13 protein-coding genes are annotated in these 13,796 nt (G+C 67.0%); 9 read left to right on the top strand and 4 right to left on the bottom strand.

Annotated elements, in window-relative coordinates; all coding sequences use genetic code 11:
- Positions 1-25: 25 nt before the first annotated feature.
- The 3 genes from waaF to F3J20_RS16925 form a co-directional block, all read right to left on the bottom strand.
- Positions 26-1,051 (bottom strand): lipopolysaccharide heptosyltransferase II, encoded by a 1,026-nt coding sequence (waaF, locus tag F3J20_RS16915; RefSeq protein ID WP_167283965.1) that lies wholly within the window; start codon positions 1,049-1,051, stop codon positions 26-28.
- A 259-nt stretch (positions 1,052-1,310) separates the two neighbouring features.
- Complete coding sequence (locus tag F3J20_RS16920; protein ID WP_167040814.1) at positions 1,311-1,505, bottom strand: zinc-finger domain-containing protein; 195 nt, start codon at positions 1,503-1,505, stop codon at positions 1,311-1,313.
- 72 nt (positions 1,506-1,577) lie between these two features.
- The gene (locus F3J20_RS16925; protein ID WP_167040817.1) at positions 1,578-2,501 is read right to left on the bottom strand and encodes a branched-chain amino acid transaminase; all 924 of its coding nucleotides are present in this window, start codon (positions 2,499-2,501) and stop codon (positions 1,578-1,580) included.
- A gap of 237 nt (positions 2,502-2,738) precedes the next feature.
- Here F3J20_RS16925 and F3J20_RS16930 point away from each other — a divergent pair, with 237 nt between their 5' ends.
- The 9 genes from F3J20_RS16930 (at position 2,739) to F3J20_RS16970 (ending at position 12,454) form a co-directional block, all read left to right on the top strand.
- Positions 2,739-3,485, top strand: coding sequence for an AzlC family ABC transporter permease (locus F3J20_RS16930; RefSeq protein ID WP_167283966.1), 747 nt, complete (start codon positions 2,739-2,741; stop codon positions 3,483-3,485).
- On the top strand, positions 3,482-3,814 hold the full coding sequence (locus F3J20_RS16935) for an AzlD domain-containing protein (RefSeq protein ID WP_167040823.1): 333 nt from the start codon (positions 3,482-3,484) through the stop codon (positions 3,812-3,814). Before F3J20_RS16930 ends, F3J20_RS16935 begins: the two co-directional genes overlap by 4 nt.
- Before the next feature lie 267 nt (positions 3,815-4,081).
- On the top strand, positions 4,082-5,275 hold the full coding sequence (locus F3J20_RS16940; protein ID WP_167283967.1) for a phosphoglycerate kinase: 1,194 nt from the start codon (positions 4,082-4,084) through the stop codon (positions 5,273-5,275).
- A 487-nt stretch (positions 5,276-5,762) separates the two neighbouring features.
- Positions 5,763-7,199: a pyruvate kinase gene (gene pyk, locus F3J20_RS16945; protein ID WP_167283968.1), complete on the top strand. Its 1,437-nt coding sequence runs from the start codon at positions 5,763-5,765 to the stop codon at positions 7,197-7,199.
- A gap of 193 nt (positions 7,200-7,392) precedes the next feature.
- Positions 7,393-8,457: a class II fructose-bisphosphate aldolase gene (gene fba / locus F3J20_RS16950; protein WP_167040832.1), complete on the top strand. Its 1,065-nt coding sequence runs from the start codon at positions 7,393-7,395 to the stop codon at positions 8,455-8,457.
- A 145-nt stretch (positions 8,458-8,602) separates the two neighbouring features.
- A complete protein-coding gene (locus F3J20_RS16955) occupies positions 8,603-9,493 on the top strand; it encodes a phosphoribosylaminoimidazolesuccinocarboxamide synthase (protein WP_167040835.1) in 891 nt (296 codons plus the stop codon).
- A 65-nt stretch (positions 9,494-9,558) separates the two neighbouring features.
- Complete coding sequence (purE, locus tag F3J20_RS16960; protein WP_167040838.1) at positions 9,559-10,077, top strand: 5-(carboxyamino)imidazole ribonucleotide mutase; 519 nt, start codon at positions 9,559-9,561, stop codon at positions 10,075-10,077.
- Positions 10,078-10,188: 111 nt separating this feature from the next.
- On the top strand, positions 10,189-11,385 hold the full coding sequence (locus tag F3J20_RS16965; RefSeq protein WP_167283969.1) for a 5-(carboxyamino)imidazole ribonucleotide synthase: 1,197 nt from the start codon (positions 10,189-10,191) through the stop codon (positions 11,383-11,385).
- Positions 11,386-11,395: 10 nt separating this feature from the next.
- Complete coding sequence (locus F3J20_RS16970) at positions 11,396-12,454, top strand: L-threonylcarbamoyladenylate synthase (RefSeq protein WP_167283970.1); 1,059 nt, start codon at positions 11,396-11,398, stop codon at positions 12,452-12,454.
- 67 nt (positions 12,455-12,521) lie between these two features.
- Here the strand turns inward: F3J20_RS16970 and F3J20_RS16975 are convergent, their stop codons facing one another.
- On the bottom strand, positions 12,522-13,739 hold the full coding sequence (locus F3J20_RS16975) for an SGNH/GDSL hydrolase family protein (protein WP_167283971.1): 1,218 nt from the start codon (positions 13,737-13,739) through the stop codon (positions 12,522-12,524).
- Positions 13,740-13,796 lie beyond the last annotated feature (57 nt).

A 13,796-nucleotide genomic window follows, 5' to 3' on the forward strand; every position in this document is an offset into this window, starting at 1 on the left:
GTGTTGCGTGCAAGTATCAGTCGGCTCAGCGCTGCGCGAGCAGCATGCCGCGCAAATCGCCGAACACCTGCTCGGCGCTCAACTGTTTCAGGCAGTTCAGATGGCCGAGCGGACACTCGCGCTCAAAACAGGGGCTGCATTCGAGATGGAGCCATTGTACCTTCGCGAGCTCGGACAAGGGCGGCGTGTGGCGCGGATCGGTCGAGCCGTACACGGCCACGAGCGGGCGGCGCAGCGCGGCGGCGACGTGCATGAGACCGGAGTCGTTGGTGACGACCGCGTTGGCTCGCGAGATCAGCGCGCAGGCTTCGCCGAGCGCGGTCTGGCCGCACAGGTTGCGCACGTTCGGGGCTTTCTCGGCGATCGCCTGGGCGAGCGGCGCATCTTTCGGCGAACCGAGCGCGACGATCTGCGTGTACGGGAACGACTGGCCGACCATTTGCGCGAGCGCGGCGAAGTGCTCGGTCGGCCAGCGCTTCGCGGCACCGTATTCGGCACCCGGGCAGAACACGAGCAGCGGCACGCGCGTATCGAGATTGAAGCGCGCCGAGACGCGCGACGCCTCGTTCAGGTCCGCGTCGAGGCGCGGCATCGGCAGGTCCTCGGGAACCTTGGCGCCGGGCGCATAGGCGAGGGCCGCGTAATGGCCGACCATTGGCGGGCGCTTGTCCTTGCGCGGATTCGCGTGGCGCACGTTGAGCACGCCGTAGCGGCTCTCGCCGCTATAGCCGATGCGCAGCGGGATGCCCGCCAGCCACGGAATCAGCGCCGACTTGAACGAGTTCGGCAGCACGTAGGCCGCGTCGTAGCCGACGTCGCGCAAGTCGCTCGACAACTGCCAGCGGCGCAACATCTGCAGCTTGCCGTGCGCGAGGTCGGTGGCGTAAACGTCGCGGATTTCCGGCATGCGTTCGAGCACGGGCGCGACCCAGGTGGGCGCGACCGCGTCGATGACGATGCGCGGATGCAATTTCACGAGGCGCGCAAACAGCGGCTGCGCCATCAATGCGTCACCGATCCAGTTCGGTGCGATAACCAACGCGCGACGCATCAGAGTGAGTGTCCGGTATCGATAAGAAGCGCCGCGCGCGCAATGCGCGTGGCGTTCGGATGGGTCAAAAGGGGAAAGCCGAAAACCGCGCGGCATGTAGCCGTTTGCCCTGACACGCCGGGGTGGCGGTTCGGGCTCGCGGCGCGGCTGCGCGGGTAATCGGCTCGTATGAAGGGCTCGTGCCGGTTTCGGCGGCGCGGGTGTCGTCGTGAAACCGTCGCGCTGCTGAAGCCGGCCGAAGCCGCTCGATAAGCCGTGCTTAGTGGCCCCTGATTACTTCGCCGTCGCGCAGCTTGTAGCGCGTGCTGCAGTACGGGCAGCGCGCTTCGCCGTGCGTGACGTCGATGAAGACGCGCGGATGCGCGCTCCAGCGCGGCATGGCCGGGTTCGGACAATACGCCGGCAGGTCCTTTGCCGACAGTTCGACCAGCGGCATTTCCTTGATTTCGCTCATGAGACTCTCGTTGTATGCGGGGGGCGGTCAGAGCGCCGCCGGCGAGCGGCGCGGCGCATCCTGGAACTTCGCTCAGATTCGGGTCAACCAGTGCGCGTACTTCGGATTCTTGCCGTTCACGACGTCGAAGAAGGCCGCTTGCAGCTTCTCGGTGATCGGGCCGCGCGCGCCGGCGCCGATCGTGCGGTTGTCGAGCTCGCGGATCGGCGTGACTTCGGCGGCGGTGCCGGTGAAGAACGCTTCGTCGCAGGTATAGACCTCGTCGCGCGTGATGCGCTTTTCGATGACCTGCAGGCCCATGTCGCGCGCGAGCGTGATGACGGTGTCGCGCGTGATGCCGTCGAGGCACGACGACAGATCGGGCGTGTACAGCTTGCCGTTGTTGACGAGGAAGAAGTTCTCGCCCGAGCCTTCCGACACGTAGCCGTCGACGTCGAGCAGCAGCGCTTCGTCGTAGCCGTCGGCGATCGCTTCCTGGTTCGCGAGAATCGAGTTCACATACCAGCCCGACGCCTTCGCACGCACCATCGACACGTTCACGTGGTGGCGCGTGAACGACGAGGTCTTCACGCGGATGCCCTTGGTCATGCCGTCTTCGCCGAGGTACGCGCCCCACGGCCAGGCGGCGATCGCGACGTGAATCGTATTGCCCTTGGCCGACACGCCGAGCTTTTCCGAGCCGACCCAGATGATCGGGCGCAGATAGCACGACTCGAGCTTGTTCTCGCGGACCACTTCGCGTTGCGCGGCGGCGAGCGTTTCATGGTCGAACGGCACGTCCATCTGGAAGATCTTGGCCGAGTTCAGCAGGCGCTTGGTGTGCTCCTGCAGGCGGAAGATCGCGGTGGCGCCGTCGGCCGTCTTGTAAGCGCGCACGCCCTCGAATACGCCCATGCCGTAGTGCAGCGTGTGGGTGAGCACGTGGATCTTGGCATCGCGCCAGTCGATGAGCTTGCCATCCATCCAGATCTTGCCGTCGCGGTCGGCCATTGACATACGATTCTCCAGCGGGTGCGTTATGAGGTGTGGCGGCGTGTGGCGGCGAGCGCCAAGGCATGGCCAGGAGGGCTATTTTAGCGTCATTTGCACACACAACGGGCATTTGAGCGTATCCCGGACGCTATAATCCTGCGCACGCATAAATCGAATCCGGATGCGCCAGCGGGTGGGCTCGCAACCTGGCGCCGACCTGTTCTTTCTGGCGGCGTCCCTCGCGCCGGCGCCCTTCGCCTCATGCTCGCTCGACTGTCCGATACCGATCGCCGCGCTTTCCGTGAGGGCGCGCGCGACTATACCCCCACGCTGATGGCGATTTTCTCGTGGGGCCTCGTCACCGGTATCGCGATGAGCAAGTCCGTGCTCACGCTGCCGCAGGCGCTCACGATGTCGCTGCTGTGCTACGCCGGTTCGTCGCAACTGGCGGTGCTGCCGCTTCTCGCCGCGAAGCTGCCGGTCTGGACCGCGCTGCTGACCGCGGCAATGGTCAATACCCGCTTCGTGATCTTCAGCGCCGGCCTCGCGCCGCACTTCTCCTATCTGCCGATGTGGCGGCGCATCCTGCTCGGCTATTTCAACGGAGACGTGATCTATCTGCTGTTCCAGAAGAAGAGCTTTCCCACCGGCTATCTGCCGGGCAAGGAAGCGTATTTCTGGGGCATGGCCGTGTCGAGCTGGCTGTCGTGGCAGGTCTCGTCGATCGCCGGCATCCTGCTCGCGAGCCTGATTCCCGACAACTGGGGGCTCGCGCTCGCGGGCACGCTCGCGCTGCTGCCGATCATGGTGTCGGCGATCGCGACGCGCTCGACGATGGTCGCCGTGGCGGTCGCCGGCATCGTCTCGCTGCTCGCTTTCGACCTGCCGTACCGGCTCGCGCTGCCGCTCGCGGTGATCGCGGCGATCGTCGCCGGCAGCGCGGCCGACCTCATGATCGAGCGGGCGGACCTGCGCCGCATCCGCGACCGCGCTGGAGACGCCCCATGACCTCGACGCAGATCTGGCTCGCGATTGCCGGCATGACCTTCGTCACCGCGCTCACGCGCGCGCTGTTCCTGATCGGCGGCGAGCGCACGGTGCTGCCGGCGCGCGTGCAGCGCATGATGCGCTACGCGCCCGCCGCGGCGCTCGCGGCCGTGGTGCTACCCGACGTGCTGGCGACCCCCGGGGGGTTGTCGTTCGCGCCGTCGAATCACGAGTTCTACGCGACGCTCGCCGGTCTCGGCTGGTTCCTGTGGCGCCGCACCATGCTCGGCACGATCGTCACCGGGATGGTCGTGTTCACGTTGCTGCGGGTCCTCATGCTGCTCGTGTGACGGGGTGCGGCGCCGATGCTGCGGCGCGGTATCGGCGCTGGCGCGGCCAAATACGGGAGATTCGCGCCATCGCGGGTCAGAAGGCCGTTTGGATCAGTTAAAATGCCGCTTTCCGGGTTGAGCGCGCCGCAGCAAGGCGCCCGTGCCGCGGCGATCCCGCCGGCGCCCAATCCCGCGGAGCCGCCGGGCCGCGGCGCTGGAGTTCGCCGCGCAGCGCCCCGCGCGCAGTCCGCCACCGCCTTCTCATCCACTCGCATACTCAAGCCCATGAACAAGGTATTGCGTCTCTCCGACCTGATCGCCGAAGGCAAGCTGTCCGGCCAACGTGTGTTCATCCGCGCCGATCTGAACGTGCCGCAGGACGATCAAGGCAACATCACCGAAGACACCCGCATCCGCGCTTCCGTGCCGGCCATCGAGGCCGCGCTCGCCGCCGGCGCCGCCGTGATGGTCACCTCGCACCTCGGCCGCCCGACCGAAGGCGATTTCAAGCCCGAAGACTCGCTCGCGCCGGTCGCGAAGCGCCTCGCCGAACTGCTCGGCCGCGACGTGCCGCTCGTCGCCAACTGGGTCGAAAACGGCGTCGACGTCGCACCGGGCTCGGTCGTGCTGCTCGAAAACTGCCGCGTCAACAAGGGCGAAAAGAAGGATTCCGACGAACTCGCGCAGAAAATGGCGAGGCTCTGCGATATCTACGTGAACGACGCGTTCGGCACCGCGCACCGCGCCGAAGCGACCACCCACGGCATCGCGAAGTACGCGCCGGTGGCCTGCGCGGGTCCGCTGCTCGCCGCTGAACTCGAAGCGCTCGGCAAGGCGCTCGGCGCACCGAAGCGTCCGCTCGTCGCGATCGTTGCCGGCTCGAAGGTGTCGACCAAGCTGACCATCCTGAAGTCGCTCGCCGAGAAGGTCGATCAGCTGATCGTCGGCGGCGGCATCGCCAATACGTTCATGCTCGCGGCCGGCCTGAAGATCGGCAAGTCGCTTGCCGAGGCCGATCTCGTCGCCGAAGCGAAGGCGATCATCGACGCGGCCAAGGCGCGCGGCGCCTCGGTGCCGATCCCGACCGACGTGGTCACGGCCAAGGCGTTCTCGCCGACCGCGAAGGCCGAAGTGAAGGCCGTCGCCGACGTAGAGGACGACGATATGATCCTCGACATCGGTCCGCAGACCGCGCAGGCGCTTGCCGCGCAGCTCGAAAAGGCCGGCACGGTCGTGTGGAACGGCCCGGTCGGCGTGTTCGAGTTCGACCAGTTCGGCAACGGCACGAAGACGCTCGCGGACGCGATCGCGCGTTCGGCGGCGTTCTCGATCGCCGGCGGCGGCGACACGCTCGCGGCGATCGCCAAGTACGGCATCCACGACCAGGTCAGCTACATTTCGACGGGCGGCGGCGCGTTCCTCGAATTCCTCGAGGGCAAGAAGCTGCCAGCGGTCGAAGTTCTGGAATCGCGGGCTTAACGTGGCGGCGCGTTCCCCATCGGCGAAGTCGACCAAGGCGCGAGGCGCGCAAGCGCCGCGCGGTAACGCGGCAACGACGGCAGGGGAGCGCGTGGCACGCGCGACCGCTGTGCGGGCAACGGCGGAACAGGAGGTGGCTGGCGAGGTGCCGGCAGCGCCAGTGACCGCTGAACCGGCGCCAGTTGCCGGAGCGGCCGCGGAGCCGGTTGCGGAGCATGCCCTCGCCGCCGGCGCGGAGCAGCCGCCAACGCCCCGCACCGGCTCCACTCAAACAGATTCGACCCCGCCGGCACAGCCTTCCGGCAAGCAGCACGGCAACACCCCGGCGCGCGAGGCGCCGGTCACGCATACCGCATCACCCGTATTACCCCACAAAGCGACCCCGGTCACAGCCGGCGCGCGACCCCACGCAGCATCTTTCGATGCGCCGACTCCGCAGCAGCCCCCCAGTGCTCTTTCCAGCGATCCCATCCAGACGAGGAGACTCATGCATCGCGCCACCAAGATTGTCGCTACTATCGGTCCGGCTTCCAGCACACCGGAAATCCTGCTGCAAATGATTCGTGCGGGGCTGGATGTCGTGCGGCTCAATTTCTCGCACGGCACCGCCGACGACCACCGCCAGCGCGCCGAATTCGTGCGCGAGGCGGCTCGCCAGGCCGGCCGTGAAGTCGCCATCATGGCCGACCTGCAGGGGCCGAAGATCCGCGTCGGCAAGTTCGAGAGCGGCCGCACGACGCTCGTCGTCGGCAATCCGTTCATCCTCGACGCCGACTGCGAGCTCGGCAACGACGAGCGCGTCGGCCTCGACTACAAGGACCTGCCGCGCGACCTGAAGCCGGGCGACGTGCTGCTGCTCAACGACGGCCTGATCGTGCTGGACGTGCAGCGCCTGATCGGCAACGAGATCCATACGATCGTGAAGGTCGGCGGCGAGCTGTCGAACAACAAGGGCATCAACCGCCAGGGCGGCGGGCTGTCGGCGCCCGCGCTGACCGCGAAAGACATGGAAGACATCCGCACGGCGATGTCGCTCGGCGTCGATTTCATCGCGGTGTCGTTTCCGAAGAACGCCACCGACATGGAAATGGCCCGCCAGCTCTCGAACATCGCTGGCGCGCCGTACGGCATCAAGCCGAAGATGATCGCGAAGATCGAGCGCGCCGAAGCGATTCCGGCGCTGCAGGGCATTCTCGACGCATCGGACGGCATCATGGTCGCGCGCGGCGATCTGGCCGTCGAAGTCGGCAATGCCGCGGTGCCGGCGCTGCAAAAGCGCATGATCCGCATGGCGCGCGAGTCGAACAAGTTCGTGATTACCGCGACGCAGATGATGGAGTCGATGATCCACGCACCCGTGCCGACCCGCGCGGAAGTGTCGGACGTCGCGAACGCGGTGCTCGACGGCACCGACGCGGTGATGCTGTCGGCGGAATCGGCGGCGGGCAAGTATCCGGTGCAGACCATCGAGACGATGGCCGCGATCTGTCTCGAAGCCGAGAAGTCGGAGCAGTCGGAACTCGACAAGGACTTCCTCGACCGCACGTTCACGCGCATCGACCAGTCGATCGCGATGGGCGCGTTATTCACGGCCTATCACCTCGGCGCGAAGGCGATCGTCGCGCTGACCGAGTCGGGCTCGACCGCGCTGTGGATGTCGCGCCACTGGACCCACGTGCCGATTTTCGCGCTGACGCCGCGCGTCGGCAGCGAGCGGGCGATGGCGCTGTACCGCAACGTGACCTCGCTGCATCTGGACACCAACACCGACCGCGACACCGCCTTGCAGCAGGCGCTCGAAACCGTGGTTCGCAAGGGCTATGCGTCGCATGGCGACATGGTCGTGCTGACGGTCGGCGAGCCGATGGGCCAGGCCGGCGGCACCAACACGTTGAAGATCGTGCGGGTTGGCGAACCGTACTGATCGGGTAGGACCCGCTCGATCGGCACAGGCCCGATTGAGCGAAGCAGGCCGGCACCCCGGCATCCGTACGGCTCGTGTGCGACGGCGCACCAAAACGCCGTTGCGAGCCCGGGAACGCCGCCTGCTTCGCGATAGAATCGCCGCAAAAGATGCCGACGACAAAAGAATTCGTTTCAATCTAAGGAGTTACAGCATGCCTCTCGTATCAATGCGTCAACTGCTGGACCATGCTGCCGAAAACGGCTACGGCCTGCCGGCGTTCAACGTGAACAACCTGGAGCAGGTGCAGGCGATCATGGCCGCGGCCGACAAGGTCAACGCCCCGGTCATCATGCAGGCATCGGCCGGCGCGCGTAAGTACGCGGGCGAGCCGTTCCTGCGTCACCTGATCGAAGCGGCGGTCGAATCGTATCCGCACATCCCGGTCGTGATGCACCAGGATCACGGCCAGTCGCCGGCGGTGTGCATGGCGGCGATCCGCAGCGGCTTCACGAGCGTGATGATGGACGGCTCGCTCGAAGCCGATGGCAAGTCGGTCGCCTCGTACGAGTACAACGTCGAGGTGTCGCGCAAGGTTGTCGAAGCGGCGCACTCGATCGGCGTCACGGTCGAAGCGGAGCTGGGCGTGCTCGGTTCGCTCGAAACGATGAAGGGCGATAAGGAAGACGGCCACGGCGCCGAAGGCACGATGACGCGCGAGCAGCTGCTGACCGATCCGGAGCAGGCCGCCGACTTCGTCAAGCTGACCCAGTGCGACGCGCTGGCGATCGCGATCGGCACCTCGCACGGCGCCTACAAGTTCAGCAAGAAGCCGACGGGCGACATTCTCTCGATCGCACGCATCAAGGAAATTCACGCGCGCATTCCGAACACGCACCTCGTGATGCACGGCTCGTCGTCGGTGCCGCAGGAACTGCTGGCCGAGATTCGCGAATTCGGCGGCGACATGAAGGAAACCTACGGCGTGCCGGTCGAGGAAATCCAGGAAGGCATTCGCCACGGCGTGCGCAAGGTCAACATCGACACCGACCTGCGTCTCGCGATCACGGGCGCGATCCGCCGCTACATGGCGACCAACCCGGGCAAGTTCGATCCGCGCGACTACCTGAAGCCGGCGCGCGAAGCGGCGATGAAGGTCTGTATCGACCGCTACACGCAATTCGGCTGCGAAGGCCAGGCCGGCAAGATCAAGCCGGTCTCGCTTGATAAAATCGCGGAGAAGTACAAGTCGGGCGAGCTCGCGCAAGTCGTCCGCTAAGCTGTCGTTCCGGCCGGCTTTTCGCCCGGCCTGCTGGCCGTTTGGCCAGGTTGTCGTTAGATCGCCGTTCCCGCATCATCGGGGGAACGGCGTTTCCCTTTTGTTCCGGTCACACTTTTTGCCCCACTTTTAGCGAACCACGACGATGTCTACCCTCTACGAATCCACGCTCCGCTCGCTGCCGCTGCTCGGCCGCGGTAAAGTCCGCGACAACTATGCGGTGGGCAACGACCAGTTGCTGATCGTCACGACCGACCGTCTGTCGGCGTTCGACGTCATCATGGGCGAGCCGATTCCGAACAAGGGCCGCGTGCTCAACGCGATGGCGAACTTCTGGTTCGAGAAGCTCAAGCACGTGGTGCCGAATCACCTGACGGGCGTCGCGCCCGAGTCGGTGGTCGCGCCGGACGAAGTCGAGCAGGTGAAGGGCCGCGCGGTGGTCGTCAAGCGTCTGGAGCCGATCCTCGTCGAAGCGGTGGTGCGCGGCTATCTGGCCGGCAGCGGCTGGAAGGATTACCAGGCCACCGGCTCGGTGTGCGGCGTGCAACTGCCGCCGGGCCTGCAGAATGCGCAGAAGCTGCCCGAGCCGATCTTCACGCCGGCCGCCAAGGCCGAGATGGGCCACCACGACGAAAACATCACCTACGACGAGATGGAGCGCCGCATCGGCACCGAACTGTCGGCCACGATCCGCGACATCTCGATCCGCCTGTACAAGGAAGCCGCGGACTACGCCGCGACGCGCGGCATCATCATCGCGGACACGAAGTTCGAATTCGGTCTGGACAATCACGGCAAGCTGTACCTGATGGACGAGGCGCTGACCGCCGATTCGTCGCGCTTCTGGCCGGCGGACGAGTACCAGGTCGGCACCAACCCGCCGTCGTTCGACAAGCAGTTCGTGCGCGACTGGCTCGAAACCCAGCCGTGGAAGAAAGAGCCGCCGGCACCGAAGCTGCCGGACGACGTGGTCGCGAAAACGGGCGAGAAATACCAGGAAGCGCTCGAGCGCCTGACCGGGCACACGCTCGACTGATCGGATTGCGCGCGCCGCGTCAGGCGCGCATTGCCCGGAAACAAGGAAGCAAGGAAGCCGTAGAGATGAGTGAAGCACAAACCGCCCATACGCATGACGCGCCGGTCGTCGGCGTGCTGATGGGCTCCAGTTCCGACTGGGAAGTCATGAAGAACGCCGTCGCGATCCTGCAGGAATTCGGCGTGCCGTACGAAGCGAAGGTCGTGTCCGCGCATCGCATGCCTGACGAAATGTTTGCCTATGCCGAAAGCGCGCGCGGGCGCGGCATCCGCGCGATCATCGCGGGCGCGGGCGGCGCGGCGCATCTGCCGGGTATGCTGGCCGCCAAAACCACGGTGCCGGTGCTCGGCGTGCCGGTCGCGAGCAAGTATCTGAAGGGCGTCGATTCGCTGCATTCGATCGTGCAGATGCCCAAGGGCGTGCCGGTCGCGACGTTTGCGATCGGCGAGGCGGGAGCCGCGAACGCGGCGCTGTTCGCGGTGTCGCTGCTGTCCGGCACCAGCGCCGAATATGCGGACAAGCTCGCTGCATTCCGCGTGCGCCAGAACGAAGCGGCTCATGCGATGGTATTGCCGGCGCTGTAAGCGCGCCGGTTGTTTTTAAAGACCAGGACGTCTCCTGTCCGACCCCCGGCCGGGATGCCCGCCGCTCGCCGCATGAGCGCAAGGCGTATCCGGCCGCGACCGACCACCAAGATGAACCCAGACAACACACCGGTTTCACCGATTCTGCCCGGCGCATGGCTTGGCATGGTCGGTGGCGGCCAGCTCGGCCGCATGTTCTGCTTTGCCGCCCAGGCGATGGGCTATCGCGTCGCCGTGCTCGATCCGGACGAAACCAGTCCGGCCGGCGCGGTCGCCGATCGCCACCTGCGCGCGGCCTACGACGATGAAGCGGCGCTGACCGAACTCGCGCGGCTGTGCGCGGCGGTGTCGACCGAATTCGAGAACGTGCCGGCCGCGAGCCTCGACTTTCTCGCGAAGACCACCTTCGTGAGCCCGGCGGGGCGGTGCGTTGCCGTCGCGCAGGACCGGATCGCCGAGAAGCGCTTCATCGCGTCGTCGGGCGTGACGGTGGCGCCGCACGTCGTGATCGAATCGTCGGATGCGCTTGCCGCGCTCGACAACGCTCAGCTCGAAGCCGTGCTGCCCGGCATCCTGAAAACGGCGCGCCTGGGCTACGACGGCAAAGGCCAGGTCCGCGTGCGCAACGCCGAGGAAGTGCGCGAGGCACATGCATCGCTCGGCGGCGTGCCGTGCGTGCTCGAAAAGCGTCTGCCGCTGAAGTTCGAGGTATCGGCGCTGATCGCGCGCGCGGCGAGCGGGGCGTCGGTCGTTTATCCGCTCGCGCAGAACACGCATCGCGACGGCGTGCTGTCGCACACCATCGTGCCCGCGCCGGACGCCTCGCCCGCACTCGTGCAGCAGGCGCAACAGGCCGCGCTGCAGATCGCCGAGAAGCTCGGCTATGTCGGCGTGCTGTGCGTCGAGTTCTTCATTCTCGAAGACGGCTCGCTCGTCGCCAACGAAATGGCGCCGCGCCCGCACAACTCCGGCCACTACACGGTCGACGCCTGCGCGACGAGCCAGTTCGAGCAGCAGGTGCGCGCGATGACCGGCATGCCGCTCGGCGACACGCGTCAGCATTCGCCGGCGGTCATGCTGAACATCCTCGGCGACGTGTGGTTCCCGGATGGTCCGAAGCGCGCGGCGGTCACGCCGCCGTGGCAGGAAGTCGCCGCGCTGCCGGCCGCGCGCCTGCATCTGTACGGCAAGGAAGAGGCGCGTTGCGGCCGCAAGATGGGGCACGTGAACTTTACGGCGCCGACGCTCGAAGAAGCCCGCACGGCGGCGCGCGATTGCGCGCGGCTGCTGCGCATCATCACGAACTGACGCGCGCGCCATGCCGGATCAACAGAAACCCGCCGAAGACTCCGCGAGCGCCGCCAATGCGTTGCCGGTCAGCGCCGCGCAGATCGGGCACGCGGCCGCGCTGCTCGACGCGGGCGGTCTCGTCGCGTTCCCGACCGAGACCGTGTACGGCCTTGGCGGCGACGCCGAGAGCCCCGACGCGGTTGCGCGCATTTACGCGGCGAAGGGGCGGCCCGCCAATCATCCGGTCATCGTGCATCTGGCGCCGCAGGGCGATCCGAACTACTGGGTCGAGCATTTGCCGGGCGAGGCGCAGCGCCTGATCGACGCGTTCTGGCCGGGGCCGCTCACGCTGATCCTCAAGCGTGCCGCGCATATTCCCGCGGCGGTCAGCGGCGGGCAGGATTCGGTGGGGCTGCGCTGTCCGTCGCATCCGGTGGCGCAGGCTTTACTCGAGGCATTTAGCGCATTGCGCGGCGGGCATGGCGGAGTGGCCGCGCCGTCGGCGAACCGCTTCGGTCATGTGAGCCCGACCACCGCGCAGCATGTGCGCGACGAGTTCGGCAGCGCGATTCATGTGCTCGACGGCGGCGCGTCGGATGTCGGGATCGAGTCGACGATTCTCGACCTGTCGCGCGGTTTTCCGGCGCTGCTGAGGCCGGGCCGCGTCACGCCGCAGGATATCGCCGACGTGCTTGGCGAAGCGCCGCGTCTGCCCGATGGCTCCGATGCGACGGCACCGCGCGCGTCCGGCACGCTGAAGGCACATTACGCGCCGCGCACGCCGCTCGCGCTGCTGCCGTTCGGCGAGCTGGAGCCGCTGCTCGCGGTGCGCGAGACCGGCGAGCGCGTGGCCCTGGTCGCGCGGGCGTCGCGTGCCGGGCGTTGGGCCGACGCCGAAGGCGTGCATTTCGTCGCCGCGCCGGAAGACCCGCATGCTTACGCTCGCGAGCTGTATGGTCTGCTGCGGGCGCTCGATCGCGCGAACGTCACGCGGATTCTGATCGAGAAGCTGCCCGACACGATCGAATGGATCGCGGTCAACGACCGGCTCGGGCGCGCGGCGGCGGCTTTCGAGGCGCAGGGCTGAGCGTATCGTTCGCTAGGCTCGACTTCATGGCGCGGCAAACACGCCAGCCCCGCGCCCGAATCCCCCTTTACTTCCCAAGCCCGCTCGCCGCGACCTGCTTCTCGACCTGCTGCGCAAACAGCAAATGCAGATGCGTGGTCGGGTGCACGAGGTCCGCGAACATATAGGTCTGGTCCGCGCCGGCCACCGTGTAGGTTTGCGGCGAGCAGAACAGCGACGACGCGAATGCGCTGCCGAACGCCGCGGCCGTCTGTCCCGGCAGGAGCACAGCGGGATTCTTCGTCGCGTAATTGGTTGCGTTGGTGGCCATCGACGTCAGGTTACACGCGGTACCCGTATTCGAAACCGTGAAGCCTAGCGACTGATAGTTCGCCATCGTCTGGTCCTGCCACGCGTAGGCGCTCACGTAGATGACCTGCTTGTTCGACGCAAGCTGCTGCTGCAGCACGCCGTTATAGGTCTGGACCAGCGCGCTGAAGAGCGCCTGGCCTTGCGCGCCGGCCTGGAGACCTTGCGGCGTCTGCGCGATATCGGGGATGTCCGACACCACCACATGCGTCGCGCCGGATGCGATCACCTTCTGCACCGTGCCGACGAACGTGGCCGCCGCGACGCCGATCGCCTGCAGCGCGTTCACCGTTGCCGCCTGCGAGGCCGTCGCGGCGGCCGTCTGCGCGTCGGCCGCGGTGCCGCCGCTTTCGAGCACCTGGGTTGCCGCCGCCGTGCCGGCATCCGAGACCGCTTGCGCCTGGATGAAGACGTCGTTCGCGCCGCCGTTCATCAGCACGAGCTGGTTCGCGTTGAAGCTGCCGTGCGCGCTCAGGTACTCGGTGACCTGGGCCGTGATCGGCACCGTCGTCGCGGCGAGGTTGTTCGGCGCGTAGCCTTCGCCCGGCTGCAGATCGACCCGCGAGCCGCCTTGTGCGTAGCCGAGGCCGCCGTTCGCGGTGAGCGGCTGGCCGAAGCCGCCGACGTAGGCGGCGCTCAGCGTGTCGCCGTAGTACTCGGCGACCTTCTGCGTCCAGACTTCGCCCGGGTTCGTCGTGAAGCGGCCGCCGCCCGTGCCGACGCTCGCCTGGACGGACGGGCCGTAGGTGCCGACGTCCGAGAGGCTGTCGCCGAACGAGACGATCTGCAGCTTGACGCCACCCGGCGGCGTGCTGCTCGCGTTGCTGTTGTCGTCGCCACCGCCGCCGCACGCCGCCAGGGCGGCGAATGCCGCGCTCGCCACGGCGATCTGCGTGACGCGGACCCATTGCTGTTTCTTCGAAGCTGCTTGGTTCATGTTGACGACATCTCCTCGTATGTGTGGCCCTTATGCCATGTGTTGCAGGCGGCGTCC

It is taken from the genome of Paraburkholderia sp. Cy-641 (genome assembly GCF_011752945.1).
Taxonomy (GTDB): domain Bacteria; phylum Pseudomonadota; class Gammaproteobacteria; order Burkholderiales; family Burkholderiaceae; genus Paraburkholderia.